Here is a 21489-nt window from a genome sequence, read left to right as displayed (position 1 = left end):
TCGTTAGCGCTTGGAGAACTGGCTAGCCTTGCGGGCCTTCTTCAAACCAGCCTTCTTGCGCTCGATAACACGAGCGTCGCGGCTTAGGAAGCCAGCCTTCTTCAGGGTAGGACGGTTGTTGTCCTTGTCAATCTCGTTTAGTGCACGAGAGATTCCAAGGCGCAGTGCACCAGCCTGGCCGGCGCTGCCGCCGCCATCGATGCGTGCGATTACGTCGTAAGCACCCTGTAGCTCAAGGACCTTGAATGGGTCGGTGATGAGCTGCTGGTGAAGCTTGTTTGGGAAGTAGTCCTCGAAGGTACGACCGTTTACGGTGATCTTGCCGCTGCCTGGTACTAGGCGAACGCGAGCAACGGCCTCCTTGCGACGGCCGGTGCCAGCACCTGGCTGGGATAGGTCTCCGCGTGAGCGCACGGCCTTAGCTGGTGCAGACTCGGTGGTGTAGGAGGTCTCTGCCTCGATTGCGGTGTTCTCTGCCACGGTCTAGTCCTTACTGGGCGATCTGAGAAATGGTGAATGGCTTTGGCTGCTGTGCCACGTGTGGGTGGTTTGCACCCTTGTAAACCTTTAGCTTTCCTAGCTGCTGGTCACCGAGAGAGTTCTTTGGCAGCATGCCGCGGATTGCCTTCTCGATTGCGCGCTCTGGGTTCTTCTCCAGAAGCTCGGAGTAAGTGGTCGCGGTTAGACCACCTGGGTAACCAGAGTGACGGTATGCCTTCTTCTGAGCAAGCTTTGAGCCGGTCAGTGCAACCTTGTCTGCGTTGATGATGATGACGAAGTCACCATTGTCCATGTGAGCAGCGAAGGTTGGCTTGTGCTTGCCGCGCAGCAGAGCAGCTGCGTGGGTTGCAAGACGACCTAGAACAACATCGGTGGCGTCAATGACGAACCACTCGTGGCTCAGCTCGCTGGCCTTTGGCGAATAAGTACGCACGCTAAATTACCTCGTAGTTTCTTTTGTGTGATTCCGCGAGATCTAACGCGGTTTCAAACCTTTCGGCATAGCCGAACCAAGGTGCAAGTTTAGGACAGGATTACCCAATAGGTCAAACGGAAATTTCCTCGCTGGAACGCAAATTTCTGGCTTTTTCTGCCTGAGAGCGCCACATGCTCGGATCTGGGTAGTCGACACCGGTCAATGCAAGTCCGTGCGGAGCCACGACTTTGAACTTGGAAACTCGTTTTGCAGCCTTGAGAATCTGCGCTAGTTCGCTGATTGTGAGCTTTTTTTGGCCAACTGCAATCAAGGCGCCGACCATCGATCTGACCTGGTTGTGACAGAAAGCATCTGCCTCAAGGTATACCTCGACATTGTCGGCAAAGCGGGTGACTTTCAGAGTCTTGAGATGTCTGATGGTGGTTGCTCCCTCACGCGGCTTACAAAAAGCCCCAAAGTCATGCAATCCGACCAAGACCTTCGCGGCCTCACTCATCAACTCGACATCCAGTTCCCCGGGGATCCAGAGCTCATAGCGCGAGCAAAGTGCAGAGCGAGGGGACAAGTCATCAACTATCAGATAGCGGTATGAGCGACCGACGGCCGAGAATCTCGCATCAAAGTCTCCCGAGACAGCCTCAATCGAGTGAATGACAATCTCGTTGGGCAAAAGGCTCTGCAGCCGTGATGCGGTGAATCCCGATCGTCCAGCCCTCTTCAGCTGCTCGGAAGTGATATCAACGTGGCAAACCTGACCAAGGGCATGCACTCCGGCATCGGTTCGACCGGCAACCCGCATGCCAAAATCGGCATCGTCGTCTCCGAAGATTACGCTCAGTGCTCTAAGTAGTTCACCCTGAACCGTCCTTAGTTCTGGCTGTTTGGAGAAGCCTGCGAAGTCAGTTCCGTCATAGGCGAAATCGATCCGGAAACGAGAAAACCCGCCGGTTAGACCAGCGGGTTCACTCATTTGTAGTCCTTTTGACTTAGGCCTTTGGCTCTTCAGCCTCAGCGCTCTCCTCGGCTGCAGGAGCCTCTGCTACCTCCTCAGCCGCTGGGGTCTCAACGACCTCTGCTGATGCTGCCTCGGTTGCCTCTGCCTCTACTGCTGCCTCTTCAACTGCCTCAACCTCGGCGGCTGCAGCGGAAGCTGCTGCACCAGCGGTTGCAACGTTGTTGACGAGCTTAGCCTTGTTGGTCTTTGGCTTTGGGTTCACTGCCTCGAGTACTAGCTCGATGACTGCCATTGGAGCGTTGTCACCCTTGCGGTAGCCGAGCTTGGTGATGCGGGTGTAACCGCCCTGACGCTCTGCAACCAGTGGTGCAATCTCGGTGAATAGCTCGTGAACCACACCCTTGTCCAGGATCTGAGTCATGACGCGACGACGAGCAGCTAGGTCTCCGCGCTTTGCGAAGGTGACTAGACGCTCGGCAACTGGGCGTAGACGCTTTGCCTTGGTCTCGGTGGTGACGATTCGCTTGTGCTTGAATAGCGAGGTCGCCATGTTGTTTAGCATTAGGCGCTCGTGGGCTGGACCGCCTCCGAGACGTGGGCCCTTAGTTGGGGTAGGCATTTCTTTCTCCTTGGATTTCTAAGCGTTTAGATCTGGTCGTCGTCGAATCCGCCACCGAAGTAGGCGCCATCGAAGCCTGGAACTGCGTCCTTGAAGCGAAGGCCTAGACCTGCAAGCTTCTCGCGGACCTCGTCAACAGACTTGGAACCGAAGTTACGGATGTTCATCAGCTGGTCCTCGCTCAGTGCGATCAGCTCAGAAACGGTGTTGATTCCCTCACGCTTTAGGCAGTTGTAGGAACGAACGGTTAGGTCAAGGTCCTCAATCGGGGTTGAGAGCTCGTTCGATGCAGCTACCTCTACTGGTGCTGGACCGATCTCGATACCCTCAGCCTCGCTGTTTAGCTCCTTGGCCAGACCGAACAGCTCAACCAGGGTTGAACCTGCGGATGCAACTGCATCGCGAGGAGCAATCGATGGCTTGGTCTCAACGTCGACGATTAGCTTGTCGAAGTTGGTGAACTCACCGGCACGAGTTGCCTCAACGCGGTAGGAGACCTTTAGAACTGGGGAGTAGATGGAGTCAACTGGGATAACGCCAGCCTCTGCATCTGGGTTGCGGTTCTGAGAAGCCTGAACATAACCGCGACCGCGCTCAATGATGAACTCGATCTCTAGCTTGCCCTTGGCGTTCAGGGTTCCGATAACTAGCTCTGGGTTGTGAACCTCAACACCGGCTGGCACCTGGATGTCAGCTGCGGTCACAGGACCGGCGGTGTTCTTGGAGAGGTGTGCAACAACAGGAGCGTCGTGCTCAGAGGAGACGACCAGGTTCTTGATGTTCAGGATTACCTCAACAACGTCTTCCTTGACACCTGGGATAGTCGAGAACTCGTGAGAGACACCCTGGATACGGATGTTGGTAACAGCGGCACCCGGGATGGAGCTTAGAAGGGTGCGGCGGAGGGAGTTTCCAAGGGTGTAGCCAAAGCCTGGCTCTAGTGGGTCAAGTACAAAACGTGAACGGTTTGTACCAAGTACTTCTTCGTGCAGAGTTGGGCGCTGTGCAATTAGCACTATTCGGTTCCTTTCATCTGAGTACCCGCTATTTGATACTCGTCTTGACACTCAGGGGGGTCACCTGAATGCGTGAATCTTTAGTTGTGGGTTGGGCTCGGTGCGCTAATTAGACGCGACGGCGCTTTGGAGGGCGGCAACCGTTGTGAGCCTGTGGGGTCACATCGGAGATTGAGCCAACCTCTAGGCCTGCTGCCTGAAGTGAACGAATTGCAGTCTCGCGACCAGAGCCTGGGCCCTTCACGAAAACGTCAACCTTCTTTAGACCGTGCTCCTGAGCCTTGCGAGCTGCTGACTCAGCTGCCATCTGGGCTGCGAATGGGGTCGACTTACGTGAACCCTTGAAGCCAACATCACCTGAAGATGACCAGGAGATAACTGCTCCGGTTGGGTCGGTGATGGTGATGATGGTGTTGTTGAAGGTCGAGCGGATGTGTGCCTGACCTGCTGGAACGTTCTTCTTGTCCTTGCGGCGAGGCTTACGAGCCGCAGCGGATGCCTTAGGTGCTGCCATTTTCTATCTCCTAAATCCTTAGCCGCTACTAGCGGGTTGCCTTCTTCTTGCCGGCCACGGTGCGCTTTGGACCCTTGCGAGTACGAGCGTTGGTCTTGGTGCGCTGACCGCGCACTGGAAGGCCCTTGCGGTGACGCAGACCCTCGTAGGAACCGATCTCAACCTTGCGGCGGATGTCGGCTGCAACGTCGCGGCGGAGGTCACCCTCTACCTTGTAGTTCTTCTCGATCTCATCGCGAAGTGCAACCAACTGGTCGTCAGATAGGTCCTTCACGCGGATGGATTCGTTGATTCCGGTGGTCTTCAGAATCTCGCTTGAGCGAGTGCGACCAATACCGTAAATGTAGGTTAGGGAGATAACCACGCGCTTGTCGCGAGGAATATCTACACCAGCAATACGTGCCATTTGGATGTTCTCCTGTGTAGTAGAAGGTCTGCAGCATCTCCATCTCAACCTGGCAGATTGAGCCCCGGCCTTCTTCCGAGGGTTAGTCCACTGGGGACTTGGGGATGCTCTTGTCTATTCAGTTATGGGTTAGGGCAATTAGCCCTGGCGCTGCTTGTGGCGAGGGTTCTCGCAGATCACCATCACGCGACCGTGACGGCGGATGACCTTGCACTTGTCGCAGATCTTCTTGACGCTCGGGTTGACCTTCATGCTCTTACTTTCTACTTGTAGCGGTAGATGATGCGGCCGCGAGTTAGGTCGTAGGTGCTCAGCTCTACAATCACGCGGTCTCCGGGGAGAATGCGGATGTAGTGCTGACGCATCTTTCCCGAGATGTGGGCTAGGACTAGGTGTCCGTTGGTCAGCTCCACGCGAAACATTGCGTTCGGTAGGGCTTCAACGACCGATCCCTCGATCTCGATAACGCCGTCTTTGTTGGCCATGCACTCACTTCACTACTTTTGTGACGTCACAAACACGCGAAAAACCAACCCAAAATTGAAAAGGATTTCACGCAGAAACGCCAAGGGAAAATCCTAGGGGAAATCGCGGGCGAATGCTAGTCCTAGAAATCAAAAAACTCTGGCAAATTTGCACAGCTTTTCAGTCCAGCGGCACGGGTGTCACACCAAAGGGCTTCAGCCCCTCTGCGCCACCATCCAAGGCGGTGAGAACCCAGATGCCTTTGGAATGGACCGCGACCGAGTGTTCCCAGTGGGCACCATCGGATCCATCCTTGGTCGCAACCGTCCACTCGTCCTCTTGAACCTGAGTTCTTTGGTTACCCGCGGTGATCATCGGCTCGATTGCAACACAAAGACCAGGCTCGACTTTTGGACCCAGATCTCGCACCCGATAGTTGAAAACCGCCGGATCCTCGTGCATCGAGCGACCGATGCCGTGTCCGACATACTGCTCCAAGATGCCAAAGTTGCCGCGATCGAGGATGTGCTTCTCGATCTCTATGCCAACTTCGTTTAGTCGCTTGGCTTTTGACAATGCTGCAATCCCGGCCCAAAGTGACCCTTCACAAACATCACTAAGGCGCTGACGCTCTTTGGTCTGAGTATCATCTCGACCGGGAACAACCATCGAAAAGGCGCTGTCGCCATTCCAGCCGTCGACCTCAGCACCGCAGTCGATGGAAACCAAATCCCCCGCTTCAAGCACTCGGTTAGTGGGGATACCGTGAACGACCTCGGAGTTTACGCTGGCACAGATGGTGTGGTAGTAACCGGGGACCAGTTGGAAGTTTGGAATTCCACCGCCATCGCGAATGGTCTTTTCCGCAATCTGATCAAGTTCAAGTGTTGTGACACCTGGCTTGATAGCGGCACGCACCGCTTCGAGGGCCTTTTGCGTCAGCAGACCAGCGACCCGCATCTTGCGAATCTGGTCTTCTGATTTGATCTCGTGCTTATTACGCATTGCGGCTTAGGCCACGGGCCTCAAGTGCTTCAATGATGCGCTCGGTAACCTCACTGATTTCACCGAGTCCGTCGATCATCGCAACCAATCCGCGACCGGCATAGATGTCGATCAGAGGAGCGGTCTGAGAGTCATAGACTTCGAGTCGTCTGCGAATCACCTCTGGGGTGTCATCGGCGCGACCCTCGATCTCGGCGCGCTTTGCAAGGCGACGGATCAACTCTTCGTTATCTGCAGTTAGCTGCACAACAACATCAAGCGAGCGAGAACTCTCATTCAAGATGGCATCCAGCTCGTGCACCTGGTCGACGGTTCTTGGGTAGCCGTCTAGCAAAAAGCCAAGACCTGCATCTGGGTGAGAGAGGCGGTCACGGACAAGCGCGTTAGTGAGGCTGTCTGGTACGTACTCGCCGCGGTCCATAAACGCCTTCGCCTGCTTGCCAAGCTCGGTTTCGTTCTTCACGTTGAAACGGAAGATGTCGCCGGTTGAAATTGCAGGGATCGAAAAAGCCTGGGCCAAAAGCGCAGCCTGAGTTCCCTTACCAGCCCCAGGAGGGCCGATCATGAGAAGTCGGGTCACTTAAGTAGACCCTCGTAGTTACGCTGCTGCATCTGAGCGTTGATCTGCTTGACGGTCTCAAGGCCAACACCAACGATGATCAGGATCGAGGTTCCACCGAATGGGAAGTTCTGGTTGGTTCCGATCGCGGTAAAGGCAACTAGTGGAATCAGGGCGATCAGACCAAGGTAGATGGCACCTGGAGCGGTGATGCGGCTGATTACATACTCGAGGTACTCGGTGGTTGGCTTACCGGCACGAATACCTGGGATAAAGCCACCGTACTTCTTCATGTTGTCGCTAATCTCCTCAGGGTTGAGGGTGATCGCTACATAGAAGTAGGTGAAACCAATAATCAGAGCTAGGTAGATAGCCATGTAGAGCGGGTTATCGCTCTGGGTTAGGTAGGTAGAAATCCAGGTAACCCATGGAGCAACCTGACCATTTGCATCTGGCTGGTTGAACTGAGCCAAGAGTGCAGGCAGGTAAAGCATTGAGGACGCGAAGATAACCGGGATAACGCCAGCGGTGTTTACCTTCACTGGGATGTAGGTGGACTGACCACCATACGCCTTGCGACCAACCATGCGCTTGGCATACTGAACCGGGATGCGACGCTGGGACTGCTCAACCAAAACAACCAGACCAACCACTACGAAACCAACTGCCATGACAATCACAAAGATCTCGATGGTGCGGGTCTGCAGAATCTGCAGTAGTGATGCTGGGAAGGTGGATGCGATAGAGGTGAAGATCAGAAGCGACATACCGTTTCCGACACCGCGCTCGGTAATTAGCTCACCAATCCACATGATCAAACCGGTACCGGCAGTCATGGTGATGACCATCAGGGTGATGGCTAGTGGGTCGGTGTTGACCAAGATTGGCAACGTACAGTCGGCACCAAACAGCGCACCCTGACGAGCGACCGCAATCAAGGTGGTCGCCTGCAATAGACCCAACGCGATGGTTAGGTAGCGGGTGTACTGGGTTAGCTTTGCCTGACCCTGAGGACCCTCTTTGTACAGGGTCTCAAAGCGTGGGATTACCACGCGAAGAAGCTGGGTGATGATCGACGCCGTGATGTAAGGCATGATGCCCAGGGCGAAGATGGATAGCTGGAGCAGTGCTCCACCGGAGAACAGGTTCACCAGTTCATAAAGACCAGAGGTCGAATTGCTTTGCGCCAAACACTGCTGGACGTTGGTGTAGTCCACGTTTGGGCTCGGGATAAACGAGCCCAAACGGAAGACTGCAATCATTCCAAGGGTGAACGCAAGCTTGTTGCGCAAGTCCGGAGTGCGGAATGCGCGAGCAATGGCCTGAAACACGGTGAACCTACTCCCCTGAAGCTATTTAGGCGTTGACGCTACCGCCAGCGGCCTCGATCTTGGTCTTAGCTGACGCGGAAACCTTGTCAACCGAGACCTCAAGCTTAACCGAGACGTCGCCATTGCCAAGGACCTTGACTGGCTCGCCCTTGCGGACAGCACCCTTAGCGACTAGGTCGCTTACGGTTACAGCGCCACCCTTAGGGTATAGCTCGGATAGCTTGTCGAGGTTTACCACCTGGTACTCAACACGGAACGGGTTCTTGAATCCGCGCAGCTTTGGAGTGCGCATTACCAAGTTCACGCCGCCACCCTCGAAGCCGAGGCGAGTGGTAGTGCGAGCGCCAGTACCCTTGGTACCGCGGCCTGCAGTCTTACCCTTCGAACCCTCACCAAGACCCTTACGAGTCTTCTCCTTCTTGGCACCCTTTGCTGGGCGTAGGTGGTGAAGCTTGAGGATCTGAACCTTGTCGCTCTTCTCCTCTGACTTCTTTGCTGCTGGCTTCGCCTTAGGGGCAGCCTTCTCAGCTGCTGGCTTTGCAGCGGCAGCAGCCTTTGGTGCAGCAGTCTTTGCAGGGGCCTTAGCCGCAGCAGCCTTTGGGGCAGCCTTGGTTGCCGGCTTGGCAGCAGCCTTAGCGGCTGGCTTCTTCTCTTCTGCCATTAGTCGATCTCCTCAACCTTTACAAGGTGGGCAACGGTCATCACCAGGCCGCGAACAGACTTGTTGTCTTCCTTCACGACGATGTCACCGATGCGCTTCAGACCCAGGGTGCGAAGTGAATCGCGCTGGTTCTGCTTGCCACCGTTTGAACTCTTGATCTGGGTAACTTTCAGACGAGCAGCCATTAGGCACCTGCCTTCTCAGTTGCAGGCAGTAGGCGAGCTGGTGCTACCTCTGCCAGGTTCTTGCCACGACGAGCAGCAACGGAGCTTGGCTCCTCTAGCTGGCGCAGTGCTGCAACGGTGGCGTGGACGATGTTGATGGTGTTCGAAGATCCGAGGGACTTCGATAGCACGTCGTGAACACCAGCGCACTCCAGTACTGCACGCACAGGACCACCGGCGATAACACCGGTACCCTCAGCGGCTGGACGAAGCAGAACCACACCGGCTGCTGCCTCACCCTGTACTGGGTGTGGAATGGTGGAGCCGGTGCGTGGGATGCGGAAGAAGTTCTTCTTCGCGTCCTCAACACCCTTGGCAATAGCTGCAGGAACTTCCTTAGCCTTGCCGTAGCCAACGCCTACTAGACCCTCGCCATCACCGACAACAACCAATGCGGTGAATGCGAAGCGGCGACCACCCTTAACAACCTTGGAAACACGGTTGATGGTGACAACACGCTCCAAGAATGGGCTCTTGGTGTCCTCGCGGTCACGGCGCTCGGTGCGAGGGCCGCGCTCACGAGAGCCACGACGCTGCTCACGCTCGTTCGGGTCAACGGTAGTGGTCTCTGCGACCACGGTAGCTTCTGCCACTTCCTGTTCCTTCTTCTCTTCGCTCACAGTGTCAGTCCTGCCTCGCGAGCTGCGTCAGCAATAGCTGCAACGCGGCCTGCGTAACGGTTTCCACCACGGTCAAACACAACCTCGGTGACACCTGCCTTGTTGGCGCGCTCGGCAATTAGCTTGCCAACGATCGCTGCCTTGTCGGTCTTGGTGCCGTTCTCCTTGCGAAGCTCGACCTCCATGGTTGAAGCCGAAGCTAGGGTGTGACCCTTGCTGTCGTCTACTACCTGGACGAATACGTGGCGAGCTGAGCGAGTGACAACCAGACGTGGACGGCTGGCGGTGCCTTCGATCTTCTTGCGCAGACGGTCGTGACGACGGCCACGAGCGGCTGACTTGGACTTACCTCTAGTACCGAGACCCATGATTACTTACCACTCTTTCCGGCCTTGCGACGTACGCGCTCACCCTCATAGCGAATACCCTTGCCCTTGTATGGCTCAGGCTTACGGATCTTGCGAATGTTCGCGGCAACCTCACCGACAGCCTGCTTGTCAACACCGGAGATAACGATCTTGGTGTTTCCCTCGACGGTCAGGGTGATTCCCTGTGGAGGCTCAATCACGACTGGGTGAGAGAAACCTAGAGCCAACTCAATGTTGGAACCCTTTGCGGCTGCACGGTAACCGGTTCCGATGATCTCCAAGGTCTTGGTGAATCCAGTGGATACACCGTGAACGTTGTTAGCGATCAGGGTACGGGTCAAGCCGTGTAGCGACTTTGACTTAGCCTCGTCGTCTGGACGAGAAACGATTACGGTGTTGTCTTCCAAGGTGGCCTTAATTGGCTCAGAGATGGTCAGGGACAACTCGCCCTTAGGACCCTTTACTGAGACGATCTGGCCGTCGATGGCAACCGTAACGCCCGCTGGTAGCGGGATCGGAAGCTTTCCAATACGTGACATGCGTGATTACCAGATGTAGGCGAGGACTTCTCCGCCTACTCCCTTCTTTGCAGCCTGGCGGTCAGTTAGTAGACCGGACGAGGTGGACAGGATTGCAATACCTAGGCCGCCAAGGACCTTTGGTAGCTCGGTGCTCTTCGCGTAAACACGAAGACCTGGCTTGGAGACGCGCTTGATGCCAGCAATGCTGCTCTCGCGGCTTGGGCCATACTTCAGGGTCACAGTCAAGGTCTTACCAACCTTGGCGTCCTCAACCTTGAAATCAGCAATGTAACCCTCTGACTTCAGGATCTCGGCAATGGTTCCCTTGAGCTTTGAGTAAGGGAGGCTCAGCGAATCGTGGTGAGCCTTATCTGCGTTGCGCAGCCGGGTCAGAAAATCTGCTACCGGATCTGTCATTGTCATTTGTTTATCTTCTTTCTCGAGATGGTTTCCCAGCGCTTTACAGGCTCAGGGACCTTTCTCAATTGGGGGTTTAGGACTTGAACGGGAAGCCGAGCGCACGAAGTAGCGCACGACCCTCATCGTCAGTCTTGGCTGAGGTCACGACCGTGATGTCCATACCGCGGACGTGGTCGATCTTGTCCTGATCGATCTCGTGGAACATGCTCTGCTCCGAAAGACCAAAGGTGTAGTTTCCGCGTCCGTCGAACTGGTCTGCAGATAGACCACGGAAGTCACGGATACGAGGAAGCGAAAGTGATAGCAAGCGGTCTAGGAACTCCCACATGCGGTCACCGCGCAAAGTCACGTGAGCACCAATTGGCTGGCCCTCGCGAAGCTTGAACTGGGCAATTGACTTCTTTGCAACGTTAACCATTGGCTTCTGACCGGTGATAGCGGTTAGATCGCGGATTGCACCCTCGATCAACTTGCCATCCTTGGCAGCCTGGCCAACACCCATGTTCACAACGATCTTGGTAAGACCAGGAACCTGCATTGGGTTAGCAAACTTGAACTCGTCCTGCAGTGCAGGAACGATCTCCTTGCGGTACTGAGCCTTCAGGCGAGGAAGCGCCTTGGTGGCTACCGCTGACTTCTTAGTGGCGGCCATTAGATTTCCTTCCCGCTCTTGCGTGCAACACGCACCTTCTTGCTCTCGCCGGTCTTGGCATCCTTCTCAACCTTGAAACCAACCTTGGTTGGCTTCTTGGTGCTTGGGTCTACCAGAGCGACATTTGAAATGTGGATTGGGGCTTCCTGAGTAACGATGCCACCGGTCTTGGAACCGCGGTCAGACTGGCCGACCTTGGTGTGCTTGGTTACTAGGTTTACACCCTCAACGATTACGCGGTTCTGCTCTACTAGAACTGCCAGCACGTGACCCTGCTTACCACGGTCACCGCCACGGTCCTGCTTGGCACCGGTAATGACCTGAACCAGGTCACCCTTCTTGATCTTCGCCATTTATAGAACCTCCGGAGCCAATGAAATGATCTTCATGAACTTCTTCTCACGAAGCTCGCGGCCGATTGGGCCAAAGATACGAGTTCCGCGAGGCTCACCATCATTCTTGATGATGACCGCTGCGTTCTCGTCAAACTTGATGTATGAACCGTCTGGACGACGAGTCTCCTTGGCAGTGCGAACCACTACCGCCTTGACTACGTCACCCTTCTTTACGTTTCCGCCAGGGATGGCGTCCTTTACGGTTGCGACGATGATGTCGCCCAGACCCGCGTAGCGACGGGTTGAACCGCCTAGTACACGAATCGTCAACAGCTCCTTGGCACCGGTGTTATCGGCAACCTTGAGCCTGGACTCTTGCTGTAGCACTTATTTCTCCTTGTTTTGTGAATAACGATTTCCGACCGTTATTCCTAGGGGTTACTTCGCCTTTTCGAGAATCTCGACTAGACGCCAGTTCTTGGTTGCAGATAGTGGACGGGTCTCACTGATTAGCACGAGGTCGCCGATGCCTGCGGTGTTGTTCTCGTCGTGTGCCTTGATCTTCTTAGATAGGCGCATAACCTTGCCGTAAAGCGGGTGCTTCTTACGGTCCTCAACCAAAACAACGATGGTCTTGTCCATCTTGTCGGAGACTACATAGCCACGACGTGACTTGCGGTAACCGCGCTCGACTTCCTTGACAACCTTTGGAGCCTTCGCTGCCTTTGGCTTCGCAGCCTTAGGTGCTGCCTTGGCGGCTGGCTTTGCTGCAGCCTTTGCTGCTGGCTTCTTCTCTTCAGCCATCTTTATGCCTCCTCAGCAGGCTTCTCAGCTGCTGCCTTCTTGGTCTTTGCTGGTGCTGCAGCGGTTGGCACGGCACGAATGCCGAGCTCACGCTCACGAAGCACGGTGTAGATGCGAGCGATGTCGCGCTTGACTGCCTTTAGGCGGCCGTGGTTGTCAAGCTGACCGGTAGCGGACTGGAAGCGCAGGTTGAAAAGCTCTTCCTTCGCCTTACGCAGCTCCTCCACTAGCAGGGAGTCCTCAACCTTGTCGAGGTCCTGAGGGGTGAGGTTCTTTGAACCGATCATTATGCGTCACCTTCTTCACGCTTGATGATGCGAGCCTTAAGCGGAAGCTTGTGAATGGCACGCATCATTGCCTCACGGGCAATGGTCTCGTTGACACCGCTGAGCTCGAAGAGCACGCGGCCAGGCTTGACGTTTACTACCCACCACTCCGGTGAACCCTTACCGGAACCCATACGGGTTTCGGCTGGCTTCTTGGTGAGGGAGCGGTCTGGGAACACGTTGATCCAAACCTTTCCACCACGCTTGATGTGACGAGTCATTGCAATACGTGCAGCCTCAATCTGGCGGTTGGTTAGGTAAGCAGGGGTTAGCGCCTGGATACCGTATTCACCAAAGCTCACCTTGGTGCCACCGGTTGCGTGACCGTGGCGCTTCGGGCTGTGCTGCTTGCGGTGCTTTACCTTACGTGGAATCAGCATGCTTAGCCTTCGCTTCCTGCTGCTACCGCAGCCTCAGGGGCAGCTGCCTGGTCGCGGCGTGGTGCGCCACGGCGAGGACGGTCGCCACCCATGCGGGGACCACGCTGGTTTGCCTGCACTGCTGCAAGCTCCTTAGCGGTTAGGTCGCCCTTGTAGATCCAAACCTTTACACCGATGCGACCGAAGGTGGTCTTGGCCTCGTAGAAGCCGTAGTCGATGTTCGAGCGAAGGGTGTGCAGTGGCACACGACCCTCGCGGTAGAACTCGCTGCGGCTCATTTCAGCGCCACCTAGACGACCGGCACACTGCACACGGATACCCTTTGCGCCAGAGCGAAGTGCGCCCTGGATGCCCTTACGCATTGCGCGGCGGAAAGCCACTCGTGCGGAGAGCTGCTCAGCGATGCCCTGTGCAACTAGCTGTGCATCAGCCTCTGGGTTCTTGACCTCGAGGATGTTTAGTAGCACCTGCTTGCCGGTTAGCTTCTCTAGCTCTGCGCGCAGGGTCTCAGCCTCTGCACCGCGACGGCCGATAACTAGTCCTGGACGAGCTGCATAGATGTCGATGCGAACACGGTCACGGGTACGCTCCAGCTCAATGCGGGATACACCAGCGCGGTCCAGCTTCTCCTGCAGGTAGTGGCGGATCTTGGTGTCCTCAACTACGTAGTCTGCATAGCGCTGACCCTTTTTGGTGGAGTCTGCGAACCAGCGAGAGCGGTGCTCGGTGGTGATGCCTAGGCGGAAGCCGTAGGGATTGACTTTCTGGCCCATTACTTACCTGCCTTCTTTGCAAACTCGTCTGGGGTTGCAACAACCACGGTGATGTGGCTGGTGCGCTTGTTGATACGGAACGCACGGCCCTGAGCACGTGGGCGGAAACGCTTCAGCGTTACACCCTCGTCCACAAATGCCTGCGAAATTACTAGGTCGTCCTCGTCCACAATTGCTCCGGCCGACTCGCCCTTGACCTTGGCGTTTGCAACAGCTGAAGCAACGAGCTTGTAAATCGGCTCGGATGCTGCCTGTGGAGCAAACTTCAAGATACCCAGGGCCTCAGTGGCCTGCTTGCCGCGGATCAGGTTGACGACACGGCGAGCCTTCTGCGGGGTCACGCGGATGTTACGCACCTTGGCGATAGCTTCCATCGTTTTATCCTTCTACTCTCTGTACGCCCCGGACTAGCCGCGGCGTCCCTTCTTGTCGTCCTTCACGTGTCCACGGAAGGTGCGGGTTGGTGCGAATTCGCCAAGCTTGTGACCAACCATGGTCTCGGTGACGAATACAGGAATGTGCTTGCGACCGTCGTGCACTGCGATGGTGTGACCCAGCATGGCTGGAACGATCATCGAGCGGCGGGACCAGGTCTTGATCACGTTCTTGGTGTTGGCCTCGTTCTGCGCGCGCACCTTCTTCATTAGGTGCTCGTCGACGAAGGGGCCCTTCTTCAAACTGCGTGGCATCTAGAGATCTCCTACTTCTTGCCGACGTAACGACGACGAACGATTTGCTTGTCGGATGGAAGGTTTGGCTTACGAGTGCGGCCTTCCTTCTGACCCCATGGGGTAACAGGGTTACGACCACCAGAGGTCTTACCCTCACCACCACCGTGTGGGTGGTCAACAGGGTTCATAGCGACACCACGAACGGTTGGGCGAACGCCCTTCCAACGCATACGGCCAGCCTTACCCCAGTTGATGTTGGACTGCTCAGCATTTCCAACCTCACCGATGGTGGCGCGGCAGTTTGCGTCCACGTTGCGGATTTCACCCGATGGCAGACGAAGCTGCGCGTTAGGGCCGTCCTTAGCAACAAGACGAACCGAAGCACCTGCGGAGCGGGCAAGCTTTGCTCCACCGCCTGGCTTTAGCTCGATTGCGTGCACAACGGTACCCACTGGGATGTTGCGCAGTGGCAGGTTGTTACCTGGCTTGATGTCAGCCTGTGGACCCTGCTCGATTGCATCGCCCTGCTTCAGCTTGTTTGGAGCCAAGATGTAACGCTTGGTGCCATCGATGTAGTGCAACAGCGCAATACGAGCGGTACGGTTTGGGTCGTACTCGATGTGAGCAACCTTTGCCGGTACGCCGTCCTTGTCATTGCGACGGAAGTCGATGACGCGGTACTGGCGCTTGTGACCGCCACCGATGTGGCGAGTGGTCACGCGACCAGCTGCGTTGCGACCACCGGTCTTCGGCAGTGGCTTTAGTAGCGACTTCTCAGGGGTTGAGCGAGTGATCTCGGCAAAATCTGCAACCGAGGAACCGCGGCGACCTGGAGTCGTTGGCTTGAATTTACGAATTCCCATTAGCTTCTATCCCTCTAGCCGATGTAGGTAAAGATGTCGATGGAGCCGGACTTTAGGGTCACGATGGCGCGCTTGGTGTCCTTGCGCTTACCTAGACCAAAGCGGGTACGGCGGGTCTTGCCCTGACGGTTCAGGGTGTTGATGGTGTCTACCTTCACGTTGAAGATTGACTCCACAGCCTGCTTGATCTCGGTCTTGTTCGAACGTGGGTCCACCTCAAAGGTGTACTTACCCTCGTCGATCAAGGAGTAGCTCTTCTCCGAGATGATCGGCTTGATGATTACGTCGCGTGGGTCCTTCTTCAGGCTCATGCTCGCTCCTCTGACTTGACTGCCGACTCGACAAACGAGGTCAGAGCGGCTGCGGTGAACACAACGTCATCTGCGTGTAGCACGTCATACGCGTTGAGCTGGTCAACTGGAAGAACGTGCACGGTCTGCAGGTTGCGTAGCGACTTGTAAGACAGCTCGTCAGAGCGGTCCAGCACAACCAGGATGTTCTTGCTCTGAGCAACCTGAGCCAAGAAGCTTGCAGCTGCCTTGGTAGAAGGTGCCGAACCAATTGCGAACTGGTCGATAACGTGAATGCGGCCAGCGCGAGCACGGTCAGATAGTGCGCCGCGAAGTGCAGCAGCAATCATCTTCTTAGGGGTGCGCTGGTCGTATGAACGAGGCTTTGGGCCGTGGATGATTCCACCACCGCGGTGCTGAGGCATACGAACCGAACCCTGACGGGCACGACCGGTTCCCTTCTGCTTGAAAGGCTTCTTACCAGAACCAGAAACCTCGCCGCGGCGAAGAGTGGACTGGGTTCCCTGACGAGCAGCAGCTAGCTGAGCTACAACAACCTGGTGGATTAGCGGAACATTGGTCTGAACGTCGAACAGGCCCTCAGGCAGGTCGATCGCACCGGACTTCTTGCCCTTTACGTCAATTAGGTCAACGGTAGGCATTAGTTCTCCTTCACAGCGTTACGAACGAACACCAGCTGGCCCTTAGGGCCAGGTACGGCGCCCTTCACTAGCAGTAGGCCTCGCTCGAGGTCAACGCCGTGCAGGGTTAGGTTCAACATGGTTACGCGGTCAGCACCCATGCGGCCGGGCATCTTCTTGCCCTTGATGACCTTTGCTGGGGTGGTACCGGCTCCGATGGAACCAGGCTTACGGTGGTTACGGTGTGCACCGTGAGAGGCAGAAACACCGGCGAAGCCGTGGCGCTTCATGCCACCGGCGAAGCCCTTACCCTTTGAGGTTCCAACAACGTCAACCTTGGTGCCAACTTCGAAGATGTCTACACCCAGTGCCTGACCAACCGAGTAGGTGTCAGCGTCTGCGGTGCGGATCTCTGCTACGAAGCGACGTGGGGTCACGCCAGCCTTGGCGAAGTGACCAGCGGTTGGCTTGTCGGTCTTGCGTGGGTCGATGGCACCGTAGGCAACCTGAATTGCCTTGTATCCATCGGCGTCGATGTTCTTGATCTGAGTGATGACGTTCTCGCCAGCCTCAATAACGGTGATAGGAACGAGCTTGTTGTTCTCGTCCCAGCCCTGAGTCATGCCGAGCTTCTTGCCCAGCAGACCCTTAACGGTCTTAGTCTCTGCAGTCATTCTCGTAATCCTTAGAGCTTGATCTCGATGTTGACGTCTGCTGGAAGGTCCAGGCGCATCAGCGAATCGACGGCCTTAGGGGTTGGGTCGATGATGTCGATGAGACGCTTGTGGGTACGCATCTCAAAGTGTTCACGGCTGTCCTTGTACTTGTGTGGCGAGCGGATGACCGTCACAACGTTCTTCTCGGTGGGTAGTGGCACTGGGCCTACTACCTTTGCACCGGCGCGGGTGACTGTGTCGACGATTTTGCTCGCCGAGGTGTCGATGATCTCGTGGTCATACGACTTCAGTCGAATGCGGATCTTGTTAGCCGCCATAATGACTCGCTTCCGTTTCTAGGTGATCTCTCGATCACACAGTTTTGGAGTCAACTCGATTCGCAGGCTGCGAATTTTATTGACTGCCGTGTTGCTGATGCACTGTTCTGCTGTCAACGCCCTATTTCTAGGGCTCGCTCCGACACCTTGACTCGGGCGTGTCGCAAGATTTTCACTCGCAATCACCCAGGAAAAGATCTCGGATAAGTTTTTGGTCCTTAGCTGCGGCCGGCCCAGTTACCTGTGCACACTGCCTGCAGTGGGCGAGCCAAGACGGCCCGCTACTCACGAACTTGTAAAGTCTGCCACAGCCCTAAGAGCCATTGCAAGTTAAATCAGGGGCAATTTTGCCCAATTTTCCAACTCTTTCGGACTACCTAGCTTGAAGACGAAGATTAGGTAATTCAGGTGCTGGAATCCACCCACCGATTCGATCTTCGAATTCGCCAAAGCGCTCACCCCGACTGTTCCACTCTTCACGAGCTTGAACAATCTCCTCATGCGTTCGGCCAATAAAGTTCCACCACATCAGGATCTTCTCGCCAAAGGGTTCGCCACCAATAAACATCAAAATCGATGGTTCGCCAACGCTAATCTCAGCGCTCTTCGCACCGGCTTCGATAAAGGCAAGGTCAGACGTATTCAGTTGGTCCTCGCCGACTCGCGCGGAACCAGAAGCGAGCACAAACCCATGCTCAAAGGCTGGGTCTAGAGGAATCTGGTGAACACCTGGCTCTAGTTGAAGCTCGACGCCAAGAAGTGGCGAGAACGTAGTGGTTGGGGAGATAACTCCCATGAACTCCCCCGCCAAAACCGTTGCTGCACCACCCGGGATAGAGAGTGTTGGCAGCTGTGACTGATGCTCGAAGGCAGGAGCAATCTCGATGGCATGCTTTGGCAGCGCGACCCATAGCTGAATGGCGTGCAACCTCTCGGTCGTTGGGTTTGAAAGCTCCGAGTGTGAGATGCCGTGGCCGGCGGTCATCAGATTTAGCTGACCAGGTTCGATGATTTGAACTGAGCCAATGCTGTCTCGATGTTCAATCTGGCCCTCGAATAGCCAGGTGACGGTTTGCAAACCAGTGTGAGGGTGGGAGGCTACGACCATGCCGTCGGTTTGGGTGGTGGGGCCAAAGTGATCTGCAAAACACCAAGCGCCGATCATGCGCAGCCGACCGTGCGGGATAGTGCGATTCACACTCACTCCAGTGCGGGTGGTGAGTTTGATTGGCCGCGACTGGATCAACATGTTCTAAGCCTAAACCCGGGCACTGGGATGGTAATTTTCGCACGAACGCACAAAAACAGGGTCAAAGGACGTCCTCTTGATTGGGATTTGGCTGTTTTTCGCTTGAACGCGCGAAAACACTTGCAAAATGTCCGACCGCAGGCCTAGAATCAAAGAAATTCGCATGTACGCGCAAAAAAGGAACACATGGACATCGCTGAACTCATCCGATCTCGTCGGAAGGACTTAGGGCTCACCCAGGCTGAAGCGGCGCAGTTGGCCGGCGTCTCTCCGCGATTTGTCTTTGATGTGGAAAACGGCAAGAAAACAATAGCCATGGACCGATTGAATCTACTTTTGGATGCGCTAGGTCTTGAGATGAAGGTTGGAGTTGCAAACCTTGAGTGATAAGACGGCGCTGGTCCTAAAGCAAGGGTTACCCGCAGCAACTCTCACTCAGAATGGGTCTGATGTGACCTTCGAGTACTTGCCCGAGTATCTGGACGCAAACGCACCCGCTATCGCAACCACGCTTCCCAAAAGTGAAATCAAGAAGACCTACTCTGCCGGAGCGACCCCCGCCTACTTTGCAGGGTTACTTCCCGAAGGACGAAGGCTCAACGCTATTGCCAAGCGACTAAAGACTTCAGCCAGTGATGATCTTGGCCTCCTACTGGAACTGGGCGGCGACGCAATTGGTGATGTTCAGGTGGTGGACCCTGATGAGCCGATTGCTCCCAGCACAGCTATAGAGCTTCCGAGAGACTTGTCGAACCTTAGCTTTCAGGAGCTGAGGGAGAAACACTTCGATTCTCGGGCTGCGGGGCTTCCGGGATTCCAAGACAAGATCTCGAGCAAGATGCTGAATGCACCGGCGAAGAAGCAGGGGCTTGAATACATCATCAAGCTAAACCCCATCGAAGCTCCACATGCAGTAGAAAACGAGTTCTTCTTTTTGAAACTTGCCAAGAGGGTCGGCCTAGAGACCGCTGAATTTGAGTTACTTGAAGACCGCGATGGTGAGCATGCCCTCCAGCTACTTCGGTTTGACAGAGTGATTGCCGATGGGCAGCAGATCCGGCTGGCGATGGAGGACGCCTGTCAGGTGATGGATTTCTACCCGGCGCAGAAATACGAGATTGGGTTCGAGGCGGTCGCGAATAATCTTCTGTTCCACACCCACGCCAAAAAGTTTGCCGCTCTGACCCTTCTCAAGCAGTTGGTTTTCAACTACCTGATTGGTAACGGAGATGCTCACGCCAAGAACTTTGCGATTTTGAAACTACCTTCAAGAGAGTGGCGGATCTCCCCTGCGTACGATCTACTCTGCACCGCCTATTACGAAGACCGAGATATGGCACCCTCTCTTGGGGGCAAGAAAACTGGTTGGAAGCGCAGCGATCTCGTTGAGTTTGGTGAATCCTTGCAAGTTCCGGCTGACGTGGTCCACTCGCTCATCGATGTCATGCTCGCCAGGCTCGGCACTTTCACCGAGGAAATCGATTCGGGTGCATTGCCCTTCCCGAGGCATCAAAACTACGACGTATCGAAGCTTTTGAGATCACGGGCCAAGGCGCTGAGTCGTTAGTTAAGAGTAAAACCCCCTCGGTTTCCCGAGGGGGTTTTGAACTTAGACCGAACTTACTTGTTGATCTTGGTGACGGTACCTGCACCTACGGTGCGGCCACCCTCACGGATCGCGAAGCGCTGTCCCTCTTCTAGAGCAATCGGCTGGATTAGCTCAACGGTCATGTTGGTGGTGTCACCAGGCATAACCATCTCGGTACCAGCTGGCAGGGTGATAACACCAGTTACGTCAGTGGTACGGATGTAGAACTGTGGACGGTAGTTCGCGTAGAACGGGTTGTGACGGCCACCCTCATCCTTGGAAAGGATGTAGACGTTGGCGTCGAAGTTGGTGTGAGGGGTTACTGAACCTGGCTTCACAACAACCTGACCGCGCTCAACTTCCTCACGCTTGGTACCGCGAAGTAGTAGACCTACGTTCTCTCCGGCCTCTGCGTAGTCAAGTAGCTTGCGGAACATCTCGATACCGGTAACGGTGGTCTTCTGCTTGTCGCGGATACCAACGATCTCGACCTCTTCGTTGACCTTAATCTGGCCACGCTCGATCTTGCCGGTGATAACAGTTCCACGACCGGTGATGGTGAAGACGTCCTCAACTGGCATTAGGAATGGCTTGTCGGTGTCACGAACTGGCTCTGGAACGTTAGCGTCAACTGCGTCCATGAGAGCTAGTACTGACTCGCCCCACTTAGCGTCACCCTCAAGTGCCTTTAGACCGGAAACGCGAACAACAGGAGCGTCGTCACCTGGGAACTCGTACTGGTTTAGAAGGTCGCGGACCTCAACCTCAACGAGCTCTAGGATCTCCTCGTCGTCGACCATGTCGGACTTGTTTAGAGCTACAACGATGTAAGGAACACCAACCTGGCGAGCAAGAAGCACGTGCTCCTTGGTCTGAGGCATTGGGCCGTCGGTTGCTGCTACTACGAGGATGGCACCATCCATCTGTGCAGCACCGGTGATCATGTTCTTGATGTAGTCAGCGTGACCTGGAGCGTCTACGTGTGCGTAGTGGCGCTTCTCGGTCTGGTACTCAACGTGGGAGATGTTGATGGTAATACCGCGCTGCTTCTCCTCTGGGGAGTTGTCAATCTGGTCGAACGCGTAAGAAGCGTTCAGGGTTGGGTACTTGTCGTGAAGTACCTTGGTGATTGCCGCAGTCAGAGTGGTCTTACCGTGGTCGACGTGACCAATGGTTCCGATGTTGACGTGCGGCTTGGTGCGCTCGAATTTCGCCTTAGCCATTGTGGGTCCTCCTGATGGATCCGTAGTAAATCATCGACCGGCAGGCCGACTCTGATTTGGGGTTTACAGACTTTCTATC

General features: G+C 55.5%; 36 protein-coding genes. 2 read left to right on the top strand and 34 right to left on the bottom strand.

The features are described 5' to 3' along the window. Positions 1-3: 3 nt before the first annotated feature. The 33 genes from rpsI to OO713_RS00830 form a co-directional block, all read right to left on the bottom strand. Positions 4-480 carry a 30S ribosomal protein S9 gene (rpsI, locus tag OO713_RS00990; RefSeq protein WP_272501301.1) on the bottom strand — a complete coding sequence of 159 codons (477 nt, stop codon included), beginning with the start codon at positions 478-480 and terminating at the stop codon, positions 4-6. 10 nt (positions 481-490) lie between these two features. Continuing rightward, entirely contained in the window at positions 491-934 is a 444-nt protein-coding gene (rplM, locus tag OO713_RS00985; RefSeq protein ID WP_264785774.1) for a 50S ribosomal protein L13, read from the bottom strand. A gap of 112 nt (positions 935-1046) precedes the next feature. Then, positions 1047-1907, bottom strand: a complete 861-nt coding sequence (gene truA / locus OO713_RS00980; protein WP_264785773.1) for a tRNA pseudouridine(38-40) synthase TruA — start codon at positions 1905-1907, stop codon at positions 1047-1049. Between the two features lie 16 nt (positions 1908-1923). Then, a complete protein-coding gene (rplQ, locus tag OO713_RS00975; protein ID WP_264785772.1) occupies positions 1924-2511 on the bottom strand; it encodes a 50S ribosomal protein L17 in 588 nt (195 codons plus the stop codon). Positions 2512-2537: 26 nt separating this feature from the next. Then, on the bottom strand, positions 2538-3527 hold the full coding sequence (locus tag OO713_RS00970; RefSeq protein ID WP_264785771.1) for a DNA-directed RNA polymerase subunit alpha: 990 nt from the start codon (positions 3525-3527) through the stop codon (positions 2538-2540). 109 nt (positions 3528-3636) lie between these two features. Beyond that, entirely contained in the window at positions 3637-4041 is a 405-nt protein-coding gene (rpsK, locus tag OO713_RS00965; RefSeq protein WP_264785770.1) for a 30S ribosomal protein S11, read from the bottom strand. 28 nt (positions 4042-4069) lie between these two features. Continuing rightward, positions 4070-4447: a 30S ribosomal protein S13 gene (gene rpsM / locus OO713_RS00960; protein ID WP_264785768.1), complete on the bottom strand. Its 378-nt coding sequence runs from the start codon at positions 4445-4447 to the stop codon at positions 4070-4072. A gap of 138 nt (positions 4448-4585) precedes the next feature. After that, on the bottom strand, positions 4586-4699 hold the full coding sequence (gene rpmJ, locus OO713_RS00955; RefSeq protein WP_008361054.1) for a 50S ribosomal protein L36: 114 nt from the start codon (positions 4697-4699) through the stop codon (positions 4586-4588). Between the two features lie 11 nt (positions 4700-4710). Next, a complete protein-coding gene (infA, locus tag OO713_RS00950) occupies positions 4711-4932 on the bottom strand; it encodes a translation initiation factor IF-1 (protein WP_264785752.1) in 222 nt (73 codons plus the stop codon). 160 nt (positions 4933-5092) lie between these two features. Beyond that, a complete protein-coding gene (map, locus tag OO713_RS00945; protein WP_264785751.1) occupies positions 5093-5917 on the bottom strand; it encodes a type I methionyl aminopeptidase in 825 nt (274 codons plus the stop codon). Further along, positions 5910-6497 carry an adenylate kinase gene (locus OO713_RS00940; protein ID WP_264785750.1) on the bottom strand — a complete coding sequence of 196 codons (588 nt, stop codon included), beginning with the start codon at positions 6495-6497 and terminating at the stop codon, positions 5910-5912. The genes map and OO713_RS00940 overlap by 8 nt, the downstream gene beginning before the upstream one ends. Next, on the bottom strand, positions 6494-7807 hold the full coding sequence (gene secY / locus OO713_RS00935; RefSeq protein WP_264785749.1) for a preprotein translocase subunit SecY: 1314 nt from the start codon (positions 7805-7807) through the stop codon (positions 6494-6496). Before secY ends, OO713_RS00940 begins: the two co-directional genes overlap by 4 nt. A gap of 25 nt (positions 7808-7832) precedes the next feature. Then, positions 7833-8468, bottom strand: a complete 636-nt coding sequence (rplO, locus tag OO713_RS00930; protein WP_264785748.1) for a 50S ribosomal protein L15 — start codon at positions 8466-8468, stop codon at positions 7833-7835. After that, a complete protein-coding gene (gene rpmD / locus OO713_RS00925) occupies positions 8468-8653 on the bottom strand; it encodes a 50S ribosomal protein L30 (RefSeq protein WP_264785747.1) in 186 nt (61 codons plus the stop codon). The genes rplO and rpmD overlap by 1 nt, the downstream gene beginning before the upstream one ends. Beyond that, positions 8653-9285: a 30S ribosomal protein S5 gene (gene rpsE, locus OO713_RS00920; RefSeq protein WP_272501300.1), complete on the bottom strand. Its 633-nt coding sequence runs from the start codon at positions 9283-9285 to the stop codon at positions 8653-8655. Before rpsE ends, rpmD begins: the two co-directional genes overlap by 1 nt. A gap of 23 nt (positions 9286-9308) precedes the next feature. Then, positions 9309-9680 (bottom strand): 50S ribosomal protein L18, encoded by a 372-nt coding sequence (gene rplR, locus OO713_RS00915; RefSeq protein WP_264785746.1) that lies wholly within the window; start codon positions 9678-9680, stop codon positions 9309-9311. A 2-nt stretch (positions 9681-9682) separates the two neighbouring features. After that, positions 9683-10219, bottom strand: a complete 537-nt coding sequence (gene rplF, locus OO713_RS00910; protein ID WP_264785745.1) for a 50S ribosomal protein L6 — start codon at positions 10217-10219, stop codon at positions 9683-9685. A 6-nt stretch (positions 10220-10225) separates the two neighbouring features. Continuing rightward, entirely contained in the window at positions 10226-10624 is a 399-nt protein-coding gene (gene rpsH, locus OO713_RS00905) for a 30S ribosomal protein S8 (RefSeq protein WP_264785744.1), read from the bottom strand. Positions 10625-10694: 70 nt separating this feature from the next. Beyond that, positions 10695-11273: a 50S ribosomal protein L5 gene (gene rplE, locus OO713_RS00900; protein ID WP_264785743.1), complete on the bottom strand. Its 579-nt coding sequence runs from the start codon at positions 11271-11273 to the stop codon at positions 10695-10697. Then, positions 11273-11626, bottom strand: coding sequence for a 50S ribosomal protein L24 (gene rplX / locus OO713_RS00895; protein ID WP_264785741.1), 354 nt, complete (start codon positions 11624-11626; stop codon positions 11273-11275). The genes rplE and rplX overlap by 1 nt, the downstream gene beginning before the upstream one ends. Further along, entirely contained in the window at positions 11627-11995 is a 369-nt protein-coding gene (gene rplN, locus OO713_RS00890) for a 50S ribosomal protein L14 (protein ID WP_264785740.1), read from the bottom strand. Positions 11996-12046: 51 nt separating this feature from the next. Then, the gene (gene rpsQ, locus OO713_RS00885; protein ID WP_264785739.1) at positions 12047-12412 is read right to left on the bottom strand and encodes a 30S ribosomal protein S17; all 366 of its coding nucleotides are present in this window, start codon (positions 12410-12412) and stop codon (positions 12047-12049) included. Positions 12413-12414: 2 nt separating this feature from the next. Then, entirely contained in the window at positions 12415-12702 is a 288-nt protein-coding gene (rpmC, locus tag OO713_RS00880) for a 50S ribosomal protein L29 (protein WP_264786397.1), read from the bottom strand. Continuing rightward, complete coding sequence (gene rplP / locus OO713_RS00875; protein ID WP_264785738.1) at positions 12699-13118, bottom strand: 50S ribosomal protein L16; 420 nt, start codon at positions 13116-13118, stop codon at positions 12699-12701. Before rplP ends, rpmC begins: the two co-directional genes overlap by 4 nt. Before the next feature lie 2 nt (positions 13119-13120). Continuing rightward, complete coding sequence (gene rpsC, locus OO713_RS00870) at positions 13121-13891, bottom strand: 30S ribosomal protein S3 (protein ID WP_264785737.1); 771 nt, start codon at positions 13889-13891, stop codon at positions 13121-13123. Continuing rightward, a complete protein-coding gene (gene rplV / locus OO713_RS00865) occupies positions 13891-14265 on the bottom strand; it encodes a 50S ribosomal protein L22 (RefSeq protein WP_264785736.1) in 375 nt (124 codons plus the stop codon). The genes rpsC and rplV overlap by 1 nt, the downstream gene beginning before the upstream one ends. A 33-nt stretch (positions 14266-14298) precedes the next feature. Further along, complete coding sequence (gene rpsS / locus OO713_RS00860) at positions 14299-14580, bottom strand: 30S ribosomal protein S19 (protein ID WP_264785735.1); 282 nt, start codon at positions 14578-14580, stop codon at positions 14299-14301. Between the two features lie 11 nt (positions 14581-14591). Continuing rightward, the gene (gene rplB / locus OO713_RS00855) at positions 14592-15425 is read right to left on the bottom strand and encodes a 50S ribosomal protein L2 (RefSeq protein ID WP_264785734.1); all 834 of its coding nucleotides are present in this window, start codon (positions 15423-15425) and stop codon (positions 14592-14594) included. 14 nt (positions 15426-15439) lie between these two features. After that, positions 15440-15736, bottom strand: a complete 297-nt coding sequence (gene rplW / locus OO713_RS00850) for a 50S ribosomal protein L23 (protein ID WP_264785733.1) — start codon at positions 15734-15736, stop codon at positions 15440-15442. Beyond that, positions 15733-16377: a 50S ribosomal protein L4 gene (gene rplD / locus OO713_RS00845; protein WP_264785731.1), complete on the bottom strand. Its 645-nt coding sequence runs from the start codon at positions 16375-16377 to the stop codon at positions 15733-15735. The genes rplW and rplD overlap by 4 nt, the downstream gene beginning before the upstream one ends. Further along, positions 16377-17030, bottom strand: coding sequence for a 50S ribosomal protein L3 (gene rplC, locus OO713_RS00840; RefSeq protein WP_264785730.1), 654 nt, complete (start codon positions 17028-17030; stop codon positions 16377-16379). The genes rplD and rplC overlap by 1 nt, the downstream gene beginning before the upstream one ends. An 11-nt stretch (positions 17031-17041) precedes the next feature. Continuing rightward, positions 17042-17350: a 30S ribosomal protein S10 gene (gene rpsJ, locus OO713_RS00835; protein WP_264785729.1), complete on the bottom strand. Its 309-nt coding sequence runs from the start codon at positions 17348-17350 to the stop codon at positions 17042-17044. Between the two features lie 373 nt (positions 17351-17723). Then, on the bottom strand, positions 17724-18599 hold the full coding sequence (locus OO713_RS00830; RefSeq protein WP_264785728.1) for a pirin family protein: 876 nt from the start codon (positions 18597-18599) through the stop codon (positions 17724-17726). Positions 18600-18785: 186 nt separating this feature from the next. Here OO713_RS00830 and OO713_RS00825 point away from each other — a divergent pair, with 186 nt between their 5' ends. Next, on the top strand, positions 18786-18986 hold the full coding sequence (locus OO713_RS00825) for a type II toxin-antitoxin system Y4mF family antitoxin (protein ID WP_264785727.1): 201 nt from the start codon (positions 18786-18788) through the stop codon (positions 18984-18986). After that, positions 18979-20166, top strand: coding sequence for a HipA domain-containing protein (locus OO713_RS00820; protein ID WP_264785726.1), 1188 nt, complete (start codon positions 18979-18981; stop codon positions 20164-20166). The genes OO713_RS00825 and OO713_RS00820 overlap by 8 nt, the downstream gene beginning before the upstream one ends. A gap of 53 nt (positions 20167-20219) precedes the next feature. On the opposite strand, the gene tuf is transcribed toward OO713_RS00820, so the two are convergent. Beyond that, the gene (gene tuf, locus OO713_RS00815) at positions 20220-21410 is read right to left on the bottom strand and encodes an elongation factor Tu (RefSeq protein WP_173493068.1); all 1191 of its coding nucleotides are present in this window, start codon (positions 21408-21410) and stop codon (positions 20220-20222) included. Positions 21411-21489 lie beyond the last annotated feature (79 nt).

The sequence above is a fragment of the Aquiluna sp. KACHI24 genome, assembly GCF_025997915.1.
Classification (GTDB): domain Bacteria; phylum Actinomycetota; class Actinomycetes; order Actinomycetales; family Microbacteriaceae; genus Aquiluna.
This window is presented reverse-complemented; position numbering and strand designations above follow the sequence as displayed.

Bases quoted from the DNA above. Each gene is read 5' to 3' on its own strand.
- truA (WP_264785773.1), bottom strand. From the start codon at position 1,907: ATGAGTGAACCCGCTGGTCTAACCGGCGGGTTTTCTCGTTTCCGGATC.
- rplQ (WP_264785772.1), bottom strand. From the start codon at position 2,511: ATGCCTACCCCAACTAAGGGCCCACGTCTCGGAGGCGGTCCAGCCCAC.
- rpsK (WP_264785770.1), bottom strand. From the start codon at position 4,041: ATGGCAGCACCTAAGGCATCCGCTGCGGCTCGTAAGCCTCGCCGCAAG.
- rpsM (WP_264785768.1), bottom strand. From the start codon at position 4,447: ATGGCACGTATTGCTGGTGTAGATATTCCTCGCGACAAGCGCGTGGTT.
- rpmJ (WP_008361054.1), bottom strand. From the start codon at position 4,699: ATGAAGGTCAACCCGAGCGTCAAGAAGATCTGCGACAAGTGCAAGGTC.
- infA (WP_264785752.1), bottom strand. From the start codon at position 4,932: ATGGCCAACAAAGACGGCGTTATCGAGATCGAGGGATCGGTCGTTGAA.
- map (WP_264785751.1), bottom strand. From the start codon at position 5,917: ATGCGTAATAAGCACGAGATCAAATCAGAAGACCAGATTCGCAAGATG.
- rplO (WP_264785748.1), bottom strand. From the start codon at position 8,468: ATGGCAGAAGAGAAGAAGCCAGCCGCTAAGGCTGCTGCCAAGCCGGCA.
- rpmD (WP_264785747.1), bottom strand. From the start codon at position 8,653: ATGGCTGCTCGTCTGAAAGTTACCCAGATCAAGAGTTCAAACGGTGGC.
- rplR (WP_264785746.1), bottom strand. From the start codon at position 9,680: ATGGGTCTCGGTACTAGAGGTAAGTCCAAGTCAGCCGCTCGTGGCCGT.
- rplF (WP_264785745.1), bottom strand. From the start codon at position 10,219: ATGTCACGTATTGGAAAGCTTCCGATCCCGCTACCAGCGGGCGTTACG.
- rpsH (WP_264785744.1), bottom strand. From the start codon at position 10,624: ATGACAATGACAGATCCGGTAGCAGATTTTCTGACCCGGCTGCGCAAC.
- rplE (WP_264785743.1), bottom strand. From the start codon at position 11,273: ATGGCCGCCACTAAGAAGTCAGCGGTAGCCACCAAGGCGCTTCCTCGC.
- rplX (WP_264785741.1), bottom strand. From the start codon at position 11,626: ATGGCGAAGATCAAGAAGGGTGACCTGGTTCAGGTCATTACCGGTGCC.
- rpsQ (WP_264785739.1), bottom strand. From the start codon at position 12,412: ATGGCTGAAGAGAAGAAGCCAGCAGCAAAGGCTGCAGCAAAGCCAGCC.
- rplP (WP_264785738.1), bottom strand. From the start codon at position 13,118: ATGCTGATTCCACGTAAGGTAAAGCACCGCAAGCAGCACAGCCCGAAG.
- rpsC (WP_264785737.1), bottom strand. From the start codon at position 13,891: ATGGGCCAGAAAGTCAATCCCTACGGCTTCCGCCTAGGCATCACCACC.
- rplV (WP_264785736.1), bottom strand. From the start codon at position 14,265: ATGGAAGCTATCGCCAAGGTGCGTAACATCCGCGTGACCCCGCAGAAG.
- rpsS (WP_264785735.1), bottom strand. From the start codon at position 14,580: ATGCCACGCAGTTTGAAGAAGGGCCCCTTCGTCGACGAGCACCTAATG.
- rplB (WP_264785734.1), bottom strand. From the start codon at position 15,425: ATGGGAATTCGTAAATTCAAGCCAACGACTCCAGGTCGCCGCGGTTCC.
- rplW (WP_264785733.1), bottom strand. From the start codon at position 15,736: ATGAGCCTGAAGAAGGACCCACGCGACGTAATCATCAAGCCGATCATC.
- rplD (WP_264785731.1), bottom strand. From the start codon at position 16,377: ATGCCTACCGTTGACCTAATTGACGTAAAGGGCAAGAAGTCCGGTGCG.
- rplC (WP_264785730.1), bottom strand. From the start codon at position 17,030: ATGACTGCAGAGACTAAGACCGTTAAGGGTCTGCTGGGCAAGAAGCTC.
- rpsJ (WP_264785729.1), bottom strand. From the start codon at position 17,350: ATGGCGGCTAACAAGATCCGCATTCGACTGAAGTCGTATGACCACGAG.
- OO713_RS00830 (WP_264785728.1), bottom strand. From the start codon at position 18,599: ATGTTGATCCAGTCGCGGCCAATCAAACTCACCACCCGCACTGGAGTG.
- OO713_RS00825 (WP_264785727.1), top strand. From the start codon at position 18,786: ATGGACATCGCTGAACTCATCCGATCTCGTCGGAAGGACTTAGGGCTC.
- tuf (WP_173493068.1), bottom strand. From the start codon at position 21,410: ATGGCTAAGGCGAAATTCGAGCGCACCAAGCCGCACGTCAACATCGGA.